The organism is Amycolatopsis rhabdoformis (assembly GCF_035918295.1).
Lineage (GTDB): Bacteria > Actinomycetota > Actinomycetes > Mycobacteriales > Pseudonocardiaceae > Amycolatopsis > Amycolatopsis rhabdoformis.
The window spans coordinates 925,148-942,522 of the sequence record NZ_CP142149.1 but is presented as its reverse complement, the minus strand read 5'-3'; the positions used below and the strand labels follow the sequence as shown (position 1 = coordinate 942,522).

Below are 17,375 nucleotides of genomic sequence, written 5' to 3'. Positions count from 1 at the left end.
TTCGCTTGCTGAGGTGGACATGTCGACAAGTCAGGGAGTGTTCGCCGCGGTGCGGTGTTCGTGCCTCAGATCCGCCACCGGTCCACCGCCTCCTCGTCGAGTTCGACGCCGAGCCCGGGCCGCGCCGGCACGGCGAGCTCGCCGTCCGGGGTGATGGCGAGGGGCTCGGCCAGCATGAAGTCGCGCCGCTGCGGGGTCCAGCCCGGCGGGTCGTAGGGGAACTCCAGGTACGGCCCGGCGCCGACGCCCGCGGCCAGCGCCAAGTTCGCGAGCAGGCCGATGCCGTTGGTCCAGCTGTGCGGCGTGAACGCGCGGTGCTTCAGCTGCGCCACCTCGGCCAGAGTGCGGGCGCGATGCATCCCGACGGCGAGCACGGCGTCCATTTGGTAGACATCGAGCACATCCTGTTCGAGATAGCACAACAGGTCGGGCACGGAGTGATGCATTTCTCCCGCGGCGATGCGCAGGCCGGGGTTTTCGGCGCGCAGGGTGCGGAACCCGTCGAGATCGTTGTAGGGCAAGGGTTCCTCGACCCAGAACACGTCGATCTCCGCCAGGCGCCGCACGAGCCGGCGGGTCGCCGCGAGGTCCGTGGCGGGCGCGGTGTCGCCGGCCATGCGCCAGGACTGGTTGAGATCCACCATGATCCGGTAATCCGCCCCCATCGCCTCGCGCACGGCGGCGACCGTCTCGACGCCTTCGTCCGCGCGGTCGCGGTCGATGCGGATCTTGAGCGCCCGGAAACCCGCCGCGTGGGCCTGCTGCGTCGCCTCGACCCGTTCGGCCGGCGGCTTCAGCTCCGCCGAGGACGCGTAGACGGGCAGCGACTTCGCGGCGTTGCCGAACAGCGTCGCGACGGGCAGTCCGGCGACCTGGCCGATCACGTCCCAGAGCGCGGCTTCGAGCGGCCAGAAACGGCCGCCGTGGAAGTTGGCGGTTTCGATCGCCTTCACGTGGCGCACGATGTCCAGCGGGTCGGTGCCCACGAACAGGTGCTCCACCGCGTCGAAGCCCGCCATCGTGTCGCCCGAGCCGATGCCGGTGACCCCTTCGTCGGTGTGGACACGCACGATCGTGGCGTCGAAGTGCCGTCTGGGCTCGGGATCCCACGCCGCCCGCAACGGCGGCTCGAGCGGCAGGCGCAGGTGGTCGAGGGTGATCGCGGTGATCTTCATCGACTTCGACGCTACGAGCGTGGTGGCCCTCCGGACAAGGTCGGTCGGACGATCGCAACCCGAGTTGCGCTGAGGGCAACTCGGTTTAGGGTGCAAGGATGGCTCGCGCGATCGGTTTCGGTCTGCGCCGCGACCTCGACCTGCTCGAAGCGCTCGCGTCGCCGGAGGCCCAACGCGCGGACGGCCTCGGCGTGGTACGGCTGGCCGAACTGGTGGGGCGGGAGAAAAGCCAAGTTTCGCGCGCGTTGAAGGCCTTGGCGGAAGAGGGCGTGGTCGACCGCGACCCCGACACGCTGCGCTACCGAATGGGGCGGCGACTGTTCTCGTTGGTGGCGCGCAGTGCGGAGGACCGGCTCGTGCGGGCGGCGGAGCCCGTGATGCACTCACTGTCGGCCGACCTCGAGGAGACCAGCCACCTGTGCGTCCTGCGCGACCGCGAGGTGCTGACTCTGCTTTCCGTGTCGGGGCACTCTTTTCGGGTCCACGAATGGGAGGGCCGCGGCGTCCCGGCGGACCGGACGTCCGCCGGCCGCGTGCTGCTGTTCGACGCGACGCCGGATGAGCTGTACGTGCGGTTTCCGGGTCATGCTTCGCTGCCCGTGCTGTGGGCGACGATCCGGCAGGCTCGGGAGGACGGGTTCGCTTCCGTGGCGGAGGAGTTCGAGCCCGGGCTGTCCGGGGTTTCGGCGCCCGTGCGGGACTACCGCGGGCGCGTGGTGGCGGCGTTGAACATCTCGGCACCTCATGACCGCATCGGTGACCACCTCGCGGCCGCGGGCCACCGAACGGTCGAGGCTGCGGGGGCGGTTTCGGCGCACCTCGGGTGGGAGGTCAGGCCGTTGCCGGGGTGGCCGACGTGATGAGGTTTGGGTCCACTGTGGGCTCATGCGCGCAGCTTCGGTACGACACGCGCTCCCCAGTGAACGGATTGCGACCGATCTCTGCACACGCAGCCGCGACGGCCAACCTGAACGGGCGCATTGTCCACTGTGAACTCAACGATTCTGCGACGCCAGACGACCGGATCGGGACCGCGACGGGATCGATCTCGACGAGCGGCGAATGAACAACCGGCCCGAACACGCGGCGATCGACTGAGAACTCCGCACCCGTGGCGAGCAACCTTCGGCACCGTACGGGCGCACCGGTGAACCGGGCCAAGGTCGGGGTGGCCGGCCGGGTGCCGAGTCCGCTGTGGACTCGGCACCCGGGTTCGGTCAGTCTTCGTCCGGGTCTTCGGCGAGGAGGGCGTAGAGGCGGCGGCGGGCGTCGGCGAGGATTTTGCGCATTTCGGTGGCCTGGGTGTCGGTGCCGGAGTAGGCGACTTGGCCCGCGGCGGCCCAGAGGTCGCCGAGTTGTTTGTGGAGGGCGGTGAGGCGGTCGGTGGCCGGGTCGTCGTCAGGGGCGTGCGAGGCCCACAGTGCGGCGAACTCCTCCTCGCGGCCCGCGACGTGCTCGCGGCCGGCGTTGGTCAGGTGCGCGACGCGGCGGCCACCCTCCTCGGCCGAGCGCACGAGGCCCTCGTCCTCCAGTTGCTGCAGGATCGGGTAGATCGAGCCCGGGCTGGGCCGCCACTCCTCGTTCGAGCGGCGGCGGATCTCCTGCATCAGCTGGTAACCGTGCATCGGCCCCTCGGCCAGTAGCGCCAGCACGGCCGGCCGCACCGGCCTCGCCGGGCCCCGCGAGCCGCGTCCCCACTGGCGGCCGTTGCCGAACCACTCGCGTGGGCCGCCCGGGCCGCCGGGGAACCCGCCGAATCCCGGGAACCCGGGTCCCGGGGGCATCGGCGGCATCGGCGGAGTGGGCGGCGGCGGGGGGAAGCCACCGGGGCCTCGTGCGGCGTCGGGTGCGAAGCCGAAGGGCTCGGCCGGGTCTCCGAACTGCCCCGGCACCTGCGGATGGCCTGGCCCGTGGTGCTCGCCCGGACCTCCGTGCCACGGACCGTGGTGACCGGGTCCGTGGTGTTCGCCCGGGTCTCCAGGCCAAGTGCCGTGGCCGGGTCCGTGGTGGTCGAAGCCGAAACGTTCGCCGCCGTGCTGTCCCGGGCCGTGGTCGAAGCCGAAGGGTTCACCACCGCGATGACCTGGGCCGTGGTGCTCGAAGCCGAAGCGTCCGCCGCCACTGTGGGACGGGCCGTGGTGACCGAAGTCGAACGGCCGGCCGTGGTGGCGGGCGGCGAAGCCGTGTTCGCCGAAGTGCTGAGGGCCGCCGAAGCCGCCGAACATGTGGTGGTGACCTGCTGTTTCACTCATGTCGAACTCCTTCACTGTATCGCCGACATGTCCACGATATATCGGCGATCTACCGCCGGCAAACCCGCAGGTCAAAGCACTGTGCGCGCGGCCCGCGGCCACACGAGGCCCACATCCGCGCTCTCGACGGCACGCTGCCGAGTGGCCACGTGGCCTCAGCCCAATCTCGCCCGCAGGCGCAGCTGACGGTGCGGTCCGGCGTCGGACCGCGCGGTCGAGCCTCGACGACACCGTTGGTCGTCGCTTGCCAGCGCCGATTCGTGCTCTCGTCCGCCCCGCGCGGCCGAGCCTCGACGCCAATCCACACCTATCGAGCTCCGCACCAGACGGGCGTGATCAGACTTGGCCGACCCCCATGGCCGGTCCGCGATCTACAGCCAGTCCCCGCATTCGCGCCTCGGCCGCCGCGCAGACGCGACCAAGTCTCGGATCAAGCCGGCCCCGCGCCGCACCAACAACCAAAGCCCGCGACCAGCAGCACCCGCCGGCCTACTTCACCGCAGACCCAGCCGGCGCCGTAGTAGCCCCCGCCCCGCCAAAGCGGATGGACTTCGCTTCCTTCCCCAACGCCGTCAGCACCGCGACCCCGACCAACGCCGGGATCACCGTCCACAAGAGAGCCGCCGAATAGCCCTGCGACTGGGCGATGCTCTGCTGGATCGGCAGGTTCAGCGCGGCCAGCAGGTTGCCCAGCTGGTAGGTCACGCCGGGGTAGAAGCCGCGGATGGCGTCGGGCGACATCTCGGTGAGGTGGGCGGGAATGACGCCCCACGCGCCCTGCACCATGATCTGCATGAGGAACGAGCCGAGGGCCAGCATGCCCGCGCCGTGGTCGAAGGCGAAGATCGGGATGATGGGCAGGCCGAGCACGGCGGCGCTGACGATGGTGATGCGGCGGCCGAAGCGTTCGGACAGGGCGCCGAAAGTGAGGCCGCCGATGATGGCGCCGATGTTGTAGATCACGGCGATCCACGTGCTCGTCGAGGCGCTCAGGCCGGCGCCGCCGTGGTCGGTGGCCTTGAGGAAGGTCGGGTAGACGTCCTGGGTGCCGTGGCTGAGCCAGTTGAAGGCCGTCATGAGCACGATCAGGTAAGCGAAGCGGCGGATGACCTTGCCGTTGAGCAGCACGTCCTTCACCGACGTGCGCGTGACCCGCATCTTCTCCTGCGCGGCCACCCACACCTCGGATTCCTTCACCCGCGCGCGGATCAGCAGGCTGATGAGCGCCGGGAACACGCTCAGCACGAAGATCCAGCGCCAGTTCAGGTCCAGCGCGGTGTGGAACAGCAGGTACGCCAGCGCGGCCACGAGATACCCGCTGGAGTAACCGGCCTGCAGCACGCCGGAGAAGAACCCGCGGCGCTGCACGGGAATCTTCTCCATCGCCAGCGCCGCGCCCAGCCCCCATTCGCCGCCCATGCCGATGCCGTAGATGAACCGCAGGATCAGCAGCACCGTGAAGTTCGGCGCCACGGCACACAACACGCCGGCCACCGAGTACAGCAGCACGTCGACCATCAACGGGATGCGCCGGCCCACGCGGTCCGCCCACAGCCCGAACACGAGCGCCCCCACCGGGCGCATCACGAGCGTCGCCGTGGTGATGAAGGCGAGTTGCGTGGCGGTGGCGCCGAAGGACTTGTCCTTCGCGATGTCTGCCAGGATGAACACGACCAGGAAGTAGTCGAACGCGTCCATGGTCCAGCCCAGCCACGCGGCGATGAACGCGTTGCGCTGGTCCGACGTGAGTTTGCGCTTAGTGGCGTCCGACACCGGGATCCCCCTGCCGCGTTGGTGAGTTTCAACGTGTCACCGGTGTTGGTTTACACCTGAGTGAGTGACCCGGCAACCGATGCACCGAGGCGATTTCGGGGCTATTCCAGGGTTTTGGGCGAATTGCCAGGAGATCCGCGGGCGGCAGGAGAGTGATCGTGACCCGAGCTCAGAGCGAGACGTCCGCGCTCACGTGGTGCCCCACGTCGCGCGCCCACGTGCGAATCCGCGGCCAGTCACGGAAATCGCCGGCGCGCGGCCCCCGCGCCATGAGCCGCGGCAGAATCCCGCGCACGAGCGTGGGGTCCAACCGTCCGCCGAACGTGGTGGTGCGTTCGGCGTCCACGCTCGCCGCCAGCAGCGCGACGGAAGCGGGCAGGCTCACGTGCGCGAGAGACGCGCCGGGCCCGCACGGACCGCTGTGGAAGAGCCAGACCTGACGCTCACGCAGGGCCGCCACGTTGCGCTGCAGCAACCGGACCGCGGACGGCCGCCAGCGCGAGTAGTACAGCGCGCTGCCGACCACCACGGCCGAGTACTCGCTCACGTCGGCGACGTCCGCCGCGTCGCGCGTGTCGACGGTGTGGCCGAGGGCACGCAGCTCTTGCGAGACCACCTCGGCGATCTCGCGGGTGCCGCCGGTTTTGCCTGCGTGGGCGACGAGCACTGCGGTCATGAACCCCATTGTCCGCCCTCGCCGGACCGTCGGCGCCCCCAGTTCGCCACGATCCGCCGAACGGCTGTTCCCATTACTGCAGCCACGGCAGCGAGCCGCGAGAACACCACCGGACCGGCCCGATCACTGACCAGGCGGCAGGAATGCCGGCCTCGCCCCGGGATCTGGTTCGTCGTAGTACCGGTGGAAAACCGGGGTCTGCGCAGCGGAAAGCGGGGGCACGACCCAGCTCCAGTCGGCCGGGCAGGAGCGGCCCGCTCGCTCCTCGCGGTCGAGGTGCGTGAGGAACCGGCGTGACTCCGAGTGGTGGTCGGCGATCGTCACGCCCGAGTGGTCGAACGAGTGCTGCACCGCGAGCGTGAGCTCCACCAGCGCGCGGTCGCGCCAGAGCGTGCGGTCGTCGTCGGTGGACAGGCCCATGAGCCCGGCGATCACGGGCAGCAGGTTGTAGCGCGTGGTGTCGGCGAGATTGCGGGCGCCGATCTCCGTGGCCATGTACCAGCCGTTGAACGGCGCCGCGCCGTACCGCACGCCGCCGATCTCCAGGGGCATGTTGCTGATGGCCGGCACGGCGTGCCAGCGCAGGCCGAGGCCGGCGAACCAGCGGTGGTCCGGGTGCGTGAGCGGCACCTCCAGCACGGCGTCGGCGGGCAGGCCGAACAGCTGCCGCTCCCCCGGCTCGGCCTCCACGAGCAGCGGCAGCACGTCGAACGAACCCCGCCGCTCGGGCGCACGCCAGCCCAGCTCCCGCACGGTGTCGGTGAACTCGACGTACTGCGGATCGCCCAGCACCGAGCCGTCTTCGAGGCGGTAGCCGGCGTAGCGGATCAGCTGGTCGTTGTGGATGCGCGGGCCCGGCTCGGTCGCGCTGTCCGGCGCGAACACCGTGAGCGTGGGCCGGATCCGGCCGCCCCGCGTGGCTTCCCGCAGGTGCGAAACGCATTCCTCCGCGACTCCGGCGGCGTCGCGGACGTCGCGGCGGTCGCGCACGCGCAGGCCGCGCCAGTAGAGCCGGCCGATGCAGCGCGCGGAGTTGCGCCACGCGACGCGCGCCCCGTAGGACAGTTCGGCGTAAGTGTGGCGGTAGGAACCGGTTTCGGCGATCTCCTCTTTGATCTGCGCGAGCCGCTCGTCCACGCGCAGGCCGGGCAAGGCGGCCTCGGCGTGGCAGAGCCGGATGAATTCCTCGGCTTCCGCGTATTCGACACTCACCACTCGCTCGTGTGATACCGCTTCGTCGAGCTTCACCCGCATGGACGCAACGGTCACCGGGCTACTCCACTCCACGAAAGCACAACCCGCGACACGCAGGGATGACCCACTGTTCCTCCGTCATTCGGTGCTGATCCGAGTCGACGGCGAAAATCCCGTAGCCCCAAGGGTTTCGCCAGGCGGGGAAGACTACCTGAAGAAGCGGGAGAGACAACCGCCGAATGTGTCCGGCGATCAGCGGAAAACGATTTGTGCTGGTGAGATGACATAACCGGGCGCCGAAAAAATTGCGTTACCCCGACCTTGCAGATCGTGCTCGGAAAATTGATCACGACCTGGAATCGGTTCCGTGATCGTCCGACGGTAAGGTCGTGCTGACGGTGGGAGGGGTGCGAGTTGGCCAGGCAGCGGATCCCGGTGGTCCTCGTGGCGGGGTTCCTCGGCTCGGGCAAGACCACGATGCTCAACCACCTGCTCGCCAACCGCGAGGGCGTGCGGGTCGGCGTGGTGGTCAACGACTTCGGCAGCGTGAACATCGACGCGCTCGCCGTGTCGGGCCAGGTCGACACCATGGTGTCGCTCGGCAACGGCTGCCTCTGCTGCGCCGTCGACGCCAGCGGCCTCGACGCGATGCTCGGCCGGCTGTCGAACGCCGAAGCGGGCATCGACGTGATCGTGGTCGAGGCCAGCGGCATCGCCGAGCCGCGCGACCTCCTGCGGCTCATGATCGCCAGCGAAAACCCGGACATCCGCTACGGCGGCCTCGCCGAGGTCGTCGACGCCGCGGAGTTCGACCGCAGCCTCGAACGCCACCCCGAGCTGGCCGAGCACCTGCGCATCGCCGACCTGGTCGTGGTCAACAAGGCCGACCGCGTGACCCCCGGTGCGCTCGCCAAGCTCACGGCCACCGTGGAGGAGTTCGCGCCGGGCGTGCCGCTGCTGGTGACCGACCACGGCCGCGTGGACCCGCAGCTGTTCTTCGACCCGAAGCCGCGCGAGCGCTTCGGCCAGCTGTCGTTCGACGACCTGCGCGAACACGACCACCACGACCACTCCGAGCACCTGCACGCGGCCTACGAGAGCGTCACCTTCACCACCGACCGGCCGCTCTCGCCCCGGCGGCTGCTCGCGTTCCTCGAGCAGCGCCCGCCCGGCCTCTACCGCGTGAAGGGCCACGTGGACCTGGGCCCGCGCTCGCGCTTCGGGCTGCACACCGTGGGCGCGTTCATCCAGCTCGACCGCTCCGCGTGGCCCGCCGGCCGGCCGCGCCGCAGCGAACTCGTGCTGATCGGCGCGGGCCTCGATGCCGAGGACGTCACGCGCCGCCTCACCGAGTGCGTGGCCGAAGACGACACGCTCGACGAACGCGGCCTCCTGCGCATCCTGCGGTACCTCGACGAACCGGCCGACCCGGCGGCCGCAGAAGACTCGACGGACCCGGCAGAACAGCCTGACCAGGCAGAACCGTCCGAGCAGGACTGACCGCGCCACGCCGAACACCGCCAAACGCACGGATTCGCAGGCACGACGACGGAAGATGACCGTGGCGAAGGAATGAAGCTGAACCGGCCTCTCAGGAGGACAGTTCCATGGCGACCATCCCCACAGTCCACACCGCGACCCGCTGGTACCTCGTCGGCGCCCTGCCCGACGACGCGCCCGTCGCCCACCTGATGACCCGCGCCGGCGACCTGCGCTACCGCCGCTCGGTGTGCGGTGATCGCGAATCCCGCACGTGGACTCCGATCGACCTCACGGCCCCAGGGACCGGCGACGTCACGCCGTGCCCGGACTGCGCGGCGACCCTCTCGGGCGCGCCACCCGGCGGCGGTGACCAGCTGGCCTTCGACCTGCCGTTCGAGTGAGCGCGTGAGAGCGACCGGCGCGCCTCAGGCCTTTTTCGCGCGGCTCGGCGCCACGCGCGGCGGCTCCCCCGGCATCTTCGGGTACACCGGCGGCCACGGCGCGTCCATCAGCCCCGACGCGAGGTCCTTTCGGGACAGCTCCAGCAGCGGCTCGATCGACTGCGCCCGCTCGTTCGCGCCCGCCCACGGGTCACCGTGCTCGGCGACCAGGGCCGGCACGGTCGAGAGCGTGAGCGTGTCCGGGGTGACGGTGGCGAGATCGGCCCACGAGATCGGCGTGGAGACCTGGCCGCCCACGCGCGGGCGCACGCACCACGCGCCGAAAACCGTTTTGTGGGGCGCGTTCTGGTTGAAGTCCACGAACACGCGGGCGCCGCGCTCCTCCTTCCACCACTGGGCCGTGATGAGGTCCGGGTGGCGGCGTTCGAGGGCGCGCGCGAGGGCGACGGCGGCGGCGCGGACCTGGTAGCCGTCCCAGCGCGGTTCGAGGATGGCGTAGAGGTGCAGGCCGCGTGAGCCGGACGTTTTCACGTGGACCTCGATGCCGAGCTCGGTGAGGAACTCGCGGACGAGCCCGGCCGCAGCGCGCAGCTGCTCGAAGCCGATGCCGGGTGACGGGTCGAGGTCGATGCGCAGCTCGTCGGCGATGTCGAGGGCCGCGGCCCGGTTGGGCCACACGTGGAAGCCGAGGCAGCCCTGGTTCACGGCCCACAGCACGTGGGCGAGGTCGGCGGCCACGAGTGCGTCGCTGGTCGTGCCGTTGGGCGTGGAGACCACCGTGGTGGTGAGCCACTCCGGGGCCGACTTCGGCACGCGTTTCTGGAACCAGCTCTTGCCGCCGGCGCCGTCCGGATAGCGTTCGAGCAGCAGCGGCCGGCCGCCGAGCCGGTCGAGCAGCGGGCCGGCCACGGCCTGGTAGTAGCGCACGAGGTCGAGCTTCGTCTCGCCGTGCTCGGGGAAATAGACCTTGTCGGGGCTGGAGATCGTGAGCTCGACCCCGTCGAGATCCAGCACCACGCCGTCGCTCATCTCGCCTCCCCGAACAGCGTCGCCAGCTCGGCCGGCGGCGCTTCTTCCAGCTGCGCGTACGTGCACGAAGCCGGGTCACGGTCCGGCCGGAACCGGACGAGCCGGCCGCCGTGGCGGAAGCGGCCGCCCTGCAGGTGCTCGTAGCGGACCTCGGCGACCCACTCGGTCCGCACCGCCTCCCACGACAGGTCCTTCTGCGGCGCCCACCGGCTGTTGGCGCCGGGGCGGCGACCGGGCTCGGGTTCGTACTCGGCCCAGGTGCGCCACGGATGCCCTTCGAGGGCGTTTTCGCGCAGGGGCGCCAATTCGGCCACGAGCTCGCGGCGGCGCGCGGCCGTGAAGCTGCTGGCGACCCCCACGTGGTGCAGCGTGCCGGCGTCGTCGAACAGGCCCAGCAGCAGCGAGCCGACCCCCTGGCCGTCCTTGTGCCAGCGGAAGCCGGCGACGACGCAGTCGGCCGTGCGTTCGTGCTTCACCTTCCACATCACGCGCTTGTCCTGCTCGTACGGCTGGTCGGCCGGTTTGGCCATCACGCCGTCGAAGCCCGCGCCCTCGAAACGGGTGAACCAGTCCTCGGCGGTGTCCGGATCCGTGGTGAGCGGCGTGAGGTGGACGCGGCGCAGGCCGCCTTCCGGGTTGTCCCCGAGCGCCTCTTCCAGCAGCCGCCGCCGCACACTGAACGGCTCGGCCGTGAGGTCGCGCTCCCCCAGCGCCAGCAGGTCGAACGCCACGAAGCTCGCCGGCGTCTCCTCCGCCAGCTTCCGCACGCGGCTCGCGGCCGGGTGCAGCCGCAGCTGCAGCGCCTCGAAGTCGAGCCCGGCCGGCGTGACCAGCACGATCTCGCCGTCGACCACGCACTTGTCCGGCAACGCGTCGGCGAGCAGCCCCACGAGCTCCGGGAAGTAGCGCGTGAGGGGCCGGTCGTTGCGCGAACCCAGCTCGACCTCGCCACCGTCGCGGAACACGACGCAGCGGAAGCCGTCCCACTTGGGTTCGAACCACAGCCCCTCGGTGCGCGGCACCTCGTGCACGGCCTTGGCGAGCATCGGCCGCACGGGCGGCATCACGGGAAGCTCCACGCGCCCGATCCTAGGCCGCCGGAGCGCCGACCTGCCCGTTTTGACGTTTCCCGCCGGTCCGGGCGGGCCACCGCCGAGAGGAAGCGCGCCACTACCGGGCTCTGACGCGGCTGGGGGTCACGCCGGCGCCCGGTGAGGGCCACGAGAGCCGGGGCGTCTCGGCGATCAGCTCCCGCGGCTCGCTCGCGACCGCGCTGGCGAAGCTGCCGCACAGCGAGCGCGACGTGCCGCTGCTCGTCGCCCTCGCGCAGCTCGACTGGCGCTGTGAAATGCGCGCCGAGATGGCCCAGGCACTCGGCATCTCCCTCGACACGGTCGGCTCCAGGCTGCACCGCGCCCGGCAGAAGCTCGCCCCCATCCTCGCCCAGGAGGCGCGTGATGAATGACCTGCAGGCGCTCGAAGCGCTGCTCGGCCTCCGGTGAGCCGGCGCCGGCCGCGGTGGCCCGCAGCGGCGCCCGGCTGCAGGAGCGGATCGCCGGCAAACCCGGCCGCGGCCGCACCGCCCTGCGGCGGGCTGCGCTCCGCGTGGCTGGCCGCTGGTCTCGCTGGTCTCCACGCAACCGGCGCCGCCGGCCGTGCGGGCCGCGGCGGTCCGCGCGATCGCGGCGCGCCCGGGTGTCCCCACGCTCGGCGCTGTCCCGGGTGGCCAGGGCCTGGCGCTGCCGCCCGACGGACGCAGGCTCGTCGTCGAACCCCGTCACCGGCCTCGTGAACGCCACGTCGAGCTATGTCACCGCCGATGACGCGCACTACGTGGTGGCACCACCGACGACCGCGCGGGTCGAGGCCGAGTGGACGGCCTCCACGCAACCGGCGCCGCCGGTCGCCGGGTCACAGGCGGGTGCGGCCGGCCGGGAACACCCGCGACGGCCCGCCCGCCAGCGAGCGGCAGATCCCGCGCGCCGCCGCCATCACGAGGGGGGCCAGCGCGCCCGGCTGCGCGCTGTCGGCGCGCACCACGAGGGACACGGCCGCGACGGTGCCGTCGGGGGTGAACACCGGGGCGCCGACGGACAGGGCGTCGACGGTGACCTGGCCGTCGCTCACGGAGTAGCCGTGTTTGCGGACGTCGGCGAGGGTGCGGCGCAGGCGCGCGGGATCGCAGACGGTCTTCGGGGTGTAGCTGTGCAGCGGTGCGCCGAGCACCTCCTCCTGCACGGCGGCCGGGGCGTGGGCGAGCAGCACGAGCCCGACGCCGGTGGCGTGCAGGGCGAAGCGACCGCCGACCCGCGTCCACACCGGCACCGCGTCGCGGCCGGCGATGCGTTCGACGAAGACCACTTCGAGGCCTTCGCGCACGGCGAGCTGCACGTTTTCGTGCGTGACCTCGTACAGGTCCTCCAGGAACGGCATGGCCGCGTCCCGCAGGCCGAGCCCGCGCGGCGCGAGCGACGCGACCTCCCACAGTCGCAGCCCGATGCGGTAGCGCCCGGCCGCGTCGCGTTCCAGCGCGCCCCACTCCACGAGCTCGGCCGCACGCCGGTGCGCGGTCGCGAGCGAGACCCCCGAGCGGCGGGCCAGCTCGCTGAGGCTGAGATCCGCGGCCTCGGGGGTGAACGCCTCGAGCAGCGCCAGCACCTTGCTGGTCACGGAGGTGCCCGAGGCCGGGGCTTGCCGGGTCATCGCCTCACGCTACCCGCGGGATCACAGATCCAGCACCAGTCGCGAGCCCGCGCAGCGCGACACGCAGATCATCATCACGTCGCCGGCCTCCCGTTCCGCGGCGGTGAGCACGGCGTCGCGGTGGTCCGGCACGCCGTCGAGCACGCCGGTCTCGCACGTGCCGCACGTGCCCTCCTGACACGAGGACAACACGGGCACGCCGGACTCTTCGACCACCGACAGGATCGAGCGGTCGGCCGGCACCACCAGCGTGCGGCCCGACTGCGCCAGTTCCACCTCGAACGCCGCTTTCGGCTCGGTGTCGGGCTTCGCCGTGAACCGCTCCAGGTGCAGCGAGCCCGGCGCGCACCGCTGTTCCATCGCCGCCAGCAGCGGTTCGGGGCCGCAGCAGTACACGGCCGCGTCCGGCGCCGAGGCCAGTGCCGCGTCGAGGTCGAGCAGGCCGCGTTCATCCTGCGGCACGACCTCGACCCGGTCGCCGTACATCGACCGGAGCTCCTCGACGAAGGCCATCGACGCCCTGGTGCGACCGCCGTAGAGCAGCCGCCACTCGGCGCCCGCCGCCTCGGCCGCGGCGAGCATCGGCACGATCGGGGTGATGCCGATGCCGCCCGCCACGAACAGGTACCGCGGCGCCGGTTCGAGCGCGAAGTGGTTGCGCGGGCCGCGCAGCCGCAGCCGCTCGCCACCAGTGAGCCCGTGGACGAACGTCGAACCGCCGCGGCCGGCCGGCTCGTGCAGCACGGCCACCTGCAGCACCGACCGATCGGCCGGGTCACCGCACAGCGAGTACTGCCGCACGAGGTCCGGGCCCAGCACGAGGTCCACGTGCGCACCCGGCGCCCACGCCGGCATCTCCGCGCCGGCGGGGTGGCGCAGGGTCAGCCGCACCACGCCGTCGGCCAGCCGTTCGGGGGCGGCCGGCACCACGTCGAGCTCCAGCTCGGTGGCCACGCTCATCGTCTCCTCCTCAACCCTCGACGGCGGCCAGCACCGGCACGCGCGGCTGCTCCACCGGGGCCGGCGGCTCGTGCCCGACCGGGTGCGCCAGCAGCCAGTCCCACAGCTCCACCGGGTCCTCCGACTCGTGTTCGGCACCGCAGTGGCACACACCGATGAGCACGTCGGTGCCGAGCTTCCAGTGGATGCGCACCACGGTTTCGCCCCGCAGCATCGCCACGCGCTCGCTCACGACGGCACGACCGCGGCGCTCTCGCCGGCCGCCAGCTTCTTGAGGATGCGCCGCGCGGCGAGGCCGCCGGTGTCGATGTTGACCGAAAGCTCCTGGTACCCCTCGGGTTCCTCGGCGATCACGCGTTCGAGGATGTCGAGCGCCTTCACGTCCTGCAGCACCACGGTGCGGTTGTTCTCGGCCAGGAAGTCCGAAACGCCCTGGTCTTCGAGCGCGAAATCCCGTGCCACGGCCCAGAAGTCGTGGGTGCTGTGCTCGGTCTCCGGCGTGATCGCGTAGACGACCTCCACGTGGAAGCCGTCGGGGTCGGTGCCGTCCTCGTTCGGCAGCACGCCGACCGGCGCGATCCGGCTGTGCAGCAGGTAGAGGCACGGCGGGTGGTACTCGATGTCCTGCCAGCGTGTGATCCGGCCTTCGATGCCGGTGGACTTCGCGTAGAACGAGGGGCACTCGGCGTCCGCCATGTGGCGGCTCACGTAGATGATGCCGCGGTCTTCGTCGACCTCCGTGGTGATCGGCGTGTTCGCGACCTCCGGCGTGCCGATGTAGCCACCGTGCAGGTACGTCTCGTGCGAGAGGTCCAGCAGGTTGTCCACGAGCAGCTCGTAGCGGGCCGCGAGCGGTTCCATGCCGCTCACGGTGGTGTAGCCGGGGTCGGCGAGCCACGGCGCGCGCGGGATCGCGGACTCGTCGGCCAGCTCGCGCTCGCCGATCCACACCCACACGAACGAGTCCTGCTCCACCACCGGGTAGGACGGCACCCGCGCGGTGCGCGGAATCCGCGCCTGACCCGGGACGAACACGCACGAACCGGCGCTGTCGTAGGTGAAGCCGTGGTAGCCGCACACGACCTTGTCGCCGTCGAGCCGGCTCTCGGACAGCGGATAGCGCCGGTGCACGCAGCGGTCGGCCAGCGCCACCACGTCGCCGGATTCGGTGCGGTAGAACACGATCGGCTCACCGAGCACGGTCCGGGCGAACAGCTCCCGGCCCACCTCACGGCCGTATGCGGCGACGTACCACTGGTTTCGGGCGAACGCTGCCATCGAGGCCTCAGAGCTCCTTCGGTCGGGGTCGGCTTTCCGAAGCTCTCATCCGCACCAGGCGGACGGCCATCCGCGTTTTCACCCACTGAAAGACTCGGTCGGTCACGAAATCGGGCCTTCCCAGGGCGGGGGGCGCGGACGTACAGTCGGCGCCAACGTTATTTCGGGTACCGGAACGTACGGGGACCAAAATGACCACTCGCGACACCGAAACCTTCGATGAGCTGGGCCCCCAGGCCTCGCTCGGCGAAGTCCTGCTCGCCCTCGGCGGGCGCCTCACGCGGCTCCAGACGGAGCTGATGGCCGGACTCGAGCAGCCGCTCACCATCCGGCAGTACCGGATCCTGTCGAGGGTCGGGGCGGGGCACACCTCGCTCACGGCGCTGTGCAAGCTCGCGCACCGCAACCCTTCGACGATGTCCGAAAGCGTCGACAAGCTGGTCACCCAAGGCTTCCTGTCGCGGCAACCGTCGGCCACGAGCCGGCGCACGATGCAGCTCGAACTCACCGCCAAGGGCGTGAACGCCCGGGACACCGCCCGGCGCGCGCTCGACAAGTTCACCGCCGAACTCACCGCGGGCCTCACCCCCGAGGTCCGCGACCGGATCCTGCCCGCACTCTCCCAGCTCTACTTCGACGTCCAGGGCAACCTGGACGACCGGTAGCGAGACAGCGCACCGCAAGCGGCCACGCCGGCCGGTGATCGGCTGACCGGCGGGCCACCCCAGCCGCACCCGCTCGACTGCCGAGCGGGCCCGGGCGATCCGCCGACGCCTCATGTCGTCGATCGCCCGCACCGCCGAACCGTCTCGTCCCACCGGTTCCACACCGCCGGGCCACCGAAGGCCGGCGGAGCTGCCGAGTTCCTTCGTGCCATCGCGCTGCCCGAGCAGCCGCCTGCCACGAAACCAGCGGGTTTCAGCACCGTTTCCCAGAGCCACAGGGTTTCCAAAGTTACAGAGTTCGAAAGCCACAGGGTTCCCAGACCTACAGGGTTCCCAGAGCCACAGGGATTTTTGAGCCACAGGGATTTTTGAAGCCACAAGGAGGTGGCCCCACATGCCCCCGTCCCCCGCGACCTCGCCCCGCTCCCTGCTGCACCGCCTCGACGAGTCGGCGTTCACCCCACGACACCTGCGCATCTACGTGACCGTCCTCATCGGACACTTCCTGTGCGGGTTCGTGATCAACCTGACCGGCGTGATCCTGCCGGGTGTCATCAAGACGTTCCACCTCACCAGCGAATCGGCCGGGGTGTTCTCCTCGGCGCTGTTCGCGGGCATGCTCGTGGGCGCCGCCGTCGCCGGCACCGTGTCCGACCGGTTCGGCCGGAAGGTGCCGCTGGCCATCACGGTGATGGTCTACGCGGTGTTCTCGCTCGCCGCGGTGTTCGCACCGAGCTTCGGCGCGCTCGTCACGTTCCGGGCCCTGCAAGGGATCGGGCTCGGCGCCGAGATCGCCGTGGTCCTGCCCTACATCGCCGAGTTCGTGCCATCCCGCCACCGCGGCCCACTGGTCACCGCGGCCACCGCGGCGTGGCTGATCGGGCTGCCGACGGCCGCCGCGGTGGGCACCGCCGTGGTGCCGGCGTTCGGCTGGCGCGCGATGTTCGTGATCGCCACCGTGCCGGTGCTCGTGGGTGTGGTCATGCTGGCCACGCTGCCGGAATCGGTGCGGTACCTGCTGCGCCGCGGTCGGCTCTCCGACGCCGCCACCGTGGTCGGCGCCCTGTGCCGCGGCACGTTCACCGAACCGACCGGACCCGAGCACGCGGCGCCCGAGCACACCGGCACCGTGCGCACGCTCGTCGCCCGGCACTACCTGCGCTACACCATCGCCATCTGGTTCATGGAGGTCTGCGCCGGCGCGTTCCTCTACGGCCTCTCCAGCTGGCTGCCCTCAGTGCTCGAAGGCCAGGGCGTGGGCCTGCTCAAGAGCTTCGGCTACACGGCGATCATCACCGCCGCGGGGGTGGTCGGCGCCATCCTCGCCGGCCAGCTGATCAACCGCATCGGCCGCCGCGTGGTGCTCGGTGGCGCGTTCGTCCTCAGTGGGCTGTTCTGCCTCGCCTGGGGCACCACCTCGGCGACCGGCGCGGTGATCGTGCTCGGTTCGCTGGCCACGTTCTTCGGCAGCGGCCTGGCCGGCAGCACGCTGTTCGCCTACGCCAGCGAGCTCTACCCCACCGCCAGCCGCGCGACCGGCCTCGGCTGGGCCGCGGCCTGGCAGAAGGTCGGCGGCCTCATCATGCCGGTGCTCGTCGGGTTCATCCTGGCGGCGCACGCCTCGCAGTTCCTGTTCTTCCTGCTGTTCGGGATCATCTCGATCCTCGCCGGGATCGCCGCGCTCGTGGCGACCTTCGAGACCCGCGGCAGGACCGTCGAGCAGATCTCGCAGGAGATCACCGGGAACCGGACGGAAACCGTCCTGACCACCGCTCGTTCGTAACCGT

At 71.1% G+C, this 17,375-nt stretch carries 18 protein-coding genes; 7 read left to right on the top strand and 11 right to left on the bottom strand.

Going from position 1 to position 17,375, the window contains the following annotated elements; all coding sequences use genetic code 11:
* Positions 1-65: 65 nt before the first annotated feature.
* Positions 66-1,175, bottom strand: a complete 1,110-nt coding sequence (locus VSH64_RS04390; RefSeq protein ID WP_326834154.1) for a mandelate racemase/muconate lactonizing enzyme family protein — start codon at positions 1,173-1,175, stop codon at positions 66-68.
* A 98-nt stretch (positions 1,176-1,273) separates the two neighbouring features.
* On the opposite strand from VSH64_RS04390, the gene VSH64_RS04385 reads away from it, so the two are divergent.
* Positions 1,274-2,035 carry an IclR family transcriptional regulator gene (locus tag VSH64_RS04385; protein WP_326834153.1) on the top strand — a complete coding sequence of 254 codons (762 nt, stop codon included), beginning with the start codon at positions 1,274-1,276 and terminating at the stop codon, positions 2,033-2,035.
* A gap of 357 nt (positions 2,036-2,392) precedes the next feature.
* Here VSH64_RS04385 and VSH64_RS04380 read toward each other — a convergent pair whose 3' ends face one another.
* Positions 2,393-2,959 (bottom strand): PadR family transcriptional regulator, encoded by a 567-nt coding sequence (locus VSH64_RS04380; protein ID WP_326834152.1) that lies wholly within the window; start codon positions 2,957-2,959, stop codon positions 2,393-2,395.
* A 264-nt stretch (positions 2,960-3,223) separates the two neighbouring features.
* On the opposite strand from VSH64_RS04380, the gene VSH64_RS04375 reads away from it, so the two are divergent.
* Positions 3,224-3,613, top strand: a complete 390-nt coding sequence (locus VSH64_RS04375; RefSeq protein WP_326834151.1) for a hypothetical protein — start codon at positions 3,224-3,226, stop codon at positions 3,611-3,613.
* A 303-nt stretch (positions 3,614-3,916) separates the two neighbouring features.
* Here VSH64_RS04375 and VSH64_RS04370 read toward each other — a convergent pair whose 3' ends face one another.
* The 3 genes from VSH64_RS04370 to VSH64_RS04360 all read right to left on the bottom strand — a co-directional run bounded on the left by VSH64_RS04370 (position 3,917) and on the right by VSH64_RS04360 (position 7,130).
* Positions 3,917-5,200: an MFS transporter gene (locus VSH64_RS04370; protein ID WP_326834150.1), complete on the bottom strand. Its 1,284-nt coding sequence runs from the start codon at positions 5,198-5,200 to the stop codon at positions 3,917-3,919.
* Positions 5,201-5,369: 169 nt separating this feature from the next.
* Positions 5,370-5,876 carry a flavodoxin domain-containing protein gene (locus tag VSH64_RS04365; protein WP_326834149.1) on the bottom strand — a complete coding sequence of 169 codons (507 nt, stop codon included), beginning with the start codon at positions 5,874-5,876 and terminating at the stop codon, positions 5,370-5,372.
* A gap of 123 nt (positions 5,877-5,999) precedes the next feature.
* Positions 6,000-7,130 carry a nitric oxide synthase oxygenase gene (locus VSH64_RS04360; protein ID WP_326837905.1) on the bottom strand — a complete coding sequence of 377 codons (1,131 nt, stop codon included), beginning with the start codon at positions 7,128-7,130 and terminating at the stop codon, positions 6,000-6,002.
* Positions 7,131-7,484: 354 nt separating this feature from the next.
* Here VSH64_RS04360 and VSH64_RS04355 point away from each other — a divergent pair, with 354 nt between their 5' ends.
* On the top strand, positions 7,485-8,570 hold the full coding sequence (locus VSH64_RS04355; RefSeq protein WP_326834148.1) for a CobW family GTP-binding protein: 1,086 nt from the start codon (positions 7,485-7,487) through the stop codon (positions 8,568-8,570).
* A 107-nt stretch (positions 8,571-8,677) separates the two neighbouring features.
* The gene (locus VSH64_RS04350) at positions 8,678-8,953 is read left to right on the top strand and encodes a hypothetical protein (protein WP_326834147.1); all 276 of its coding nucleotides are present in this window, start codon (positions 8,678-8,680) and stop codon (positions 8,951-8,953) included.
* A gap of 24 nt (positions 8,954-8,977) precedes the next feature.
* Here the strand turns inward: VSH64_RS04350 and ligD are convergent, their stop codons facing one another.
* Together ligD and VSH64_RS04340 are read right to left on the bottom strand one after the other, a co-directional pair.
* Positions 8,978-9,982 (bottom strand): non-homologous end-joining DNA ligase, encoded by a 1,005-nt coding sequence (ligD, locus tag VSH64_RS04345; RefSeq protein ID WP_326834146.1) that lies wholly within the window; start codon positions 9,980-9,982, stop codon positions 8,978-8,980.
* Positions 9,979-11,061: an ATP-dependent DNA ligase gene (locus tag VSH64_RS04340; RefSeq protein ID WP_326834145.1), complete on the bottom strand. Its 1,083-nt coding sequence runs from the start codon at positions 11,059-11,061 to the stop codon at positions 9,979-9,981. The genes ligD and VSH64_RS04340 overlap by 4 nt, the downstream gene beginning before the upstream one ends.
* 101 nt (positions 11,062-11,162) lie before the next feature.
* Here VSH64_RS04340 and VSH64_RS04335 point away from each other — a divergent pair, with 101 nt between their 5' ends.
* Positions 11,163-11,447, top strand: a complete 285-nt coding sequence (locus VSH64_RS04335) for an RNA polymerase sigma factor (RefSeq protein ID WP_326837904.1) — start codon at positions 11,163-11,165, stop codon at positions 11,445-11,447.
* 446 nt (positions 11,448-11,893) lie between these two features.
* Here the strand turns inward: VSH64_RS04335 and VSH64_RS04330 are convergent, their stop codons facing one another.
* From VSH64_RS04330 to VSH64_RS04315, 4 genes are read right to left on the bottom strand one after another with little or no spacing between them, the layout of a single operon-like run.
* Positions 11,894-12,685 carry an IclR family transcriptional regulator gene (locus VSH64_RS04330; protein ID WP_326834144.1) on the bottom strand — a complete coding sequence of 264 codons (792 nt, stop codon included), beginning with the start codon at positions 12,683-12,685 and terminating at the stop codon, positions 11,894-11,896.
* Positions 12,686-12,706: 21 nt separating this feature from the next.
* Positions 12,707-13,645, bottom strand: a complete 939-nt coding sequence (locus VSH64_RS04325) for a PDR/VanB family oxidoreductase (protein ID WP_326834143.1) — start codon at positions 13,643-13,645, stop codon at positions 12,707-12,709.
* A 10-nt stretch (positions 13,646-13,655) separates the two neighbouring features.
* Complete coding sequence (locus tag VSH64_RS04320) at positions 13,656-13,877, bottom strand: hypothetical protein (RefSeq protein ID WP_326834142.1); 222 nt, start codon at positions 13,875-13,877, stop codon at positions 13,656-13,658.
* Entirely contained in the window at positions 13,874-14,923 is a 1,050-nt protein-coding gene (locus VSH64_RS04315) for an aromatic ring-hydroxylating dioxygenase subunit alpha (protein ID WP_326834141.1), read from the bottom strand. The genes VSH64_RS04320 and VSH64_RS04315 overlap by 4 nt, the downstream gene beginning before the upstream one ends.
* Positions 14,924-15,114: 191 nt before the next feature.
* Here VSH64_RS04315 and VSH64_RS04310 point away from each other — a divergent pair, with 191 nt between their 5' ends.
* Positions 15,115-15,588 carry a MarR family winged helix-turn-helix transcriptional regulator gene (locus tag VSH64_RS04310; protein ID WP_326834140.1) on the top strand — a complete coding sequence of 158 codons (474 nt, stop codon included), beginning with the start codon at positions 15,115-15,117 and terminating at the stop codon, positions 15,586-15,588.
* 394 nt (positions 15,589-15,982) lie between these two features.
* A complete protein-coding gene (locus VSH64_RS04305) occupies positions 15,983-17,371 on the top strand; it encodes an MFS transporter (protein ID WP_326834139.1) in 1,389 nt (462 codons plus the stop codon).
* Positions 17,372-17,375: the final 4 nt, after the last annotated feature.

Bases quoted from the DNA above. Each gene is read 5' to 3' on its own strand.
- VSH64_RS04360 (WP_326837905.1), bottom strand. From the start codon at position 7,130: ATGCGGGTGAAGCTCGACGAAGCGGTATCACACGAGCGAGTGGTGAGT.
- VSH64_RS04305 (WP_326834139.1), top strand. From the start codon at position 15,983: ATGCCCCCGTCCCCCGCGACCTCGCCCCGCTCCCTGCTGCACCGCCTC.
- VSH64_RS04365 (WP_326834149.1), bottom strand. From the start codon at position 5,876: ATGACCGCAGTGCTCGTCGCCCACGCAGGCAAAACCGGCGGCACCCGC.
- VSH64_RS04325 (WP_326834143.1), bottom strand. From the start codon at position 13,645: ATGAGCGTGGCCACCGAGCTGGAGCTCGACGTGGTGCCGGCCGCCCCC.
- VSH64_RS04350 (WP_326834147.1), top strand. From the start codon at position 8,678: ATGGCGACCATCCCCACAGTCCACACCGCGACCCGCTGGTACCTCGTC.
- VSH64_RS04315 (WP_326834141.1), bottom strand. From the start codon at position 14,923: ATGGCAGCGTTCGCCCGAAACCAGTGGTACGTCGCCGCATACGGCCGT.
- VSH64_RS04310 (WP_326834140.1), top strand. From the start codon at position 15,115: ATGACCACTCGCGACACCGAAACCTTCGATGAGCTGGGCCCCCAGGCC.
- VSH64_RS04385 (WP_326834153.1), top strand. From the start codon at position 1,274: ATGGCTCGCGCGATCGGTTTCGGTCTGCGCCGCGACCTCGACCTGCTC.
- VSH64_RS04390 (WP_326834154.1), bottom strand. From the start codon at position 1,175: ATGAAGATCACCGCGATCACCCTCGACCACCTGCGCCTGCCGCTCGAG.
- ligD (WP_326834146.1), bottom strand. From the start codon at position 9,982: ATGAGCGACGGCGTGGTGCTGGATCTCGACGGGGTCGAGCTCACGATC.
- VSH64_RS04330 (WP_326834144.1), bottom strand. From the start codon at position 12,685: ATGACCCGGCAAGCCCCGGCCTCGGGCACCTCCGTGACCAGCAAGGTG.
- VSH64_RS04380 (WP_326834152.1), bottom strand. From the start codon at position 2,959: ATGCCCCCGGGACCCGGGTTCCCGGGATTCGGCGGGTTCCCCGGCGGC.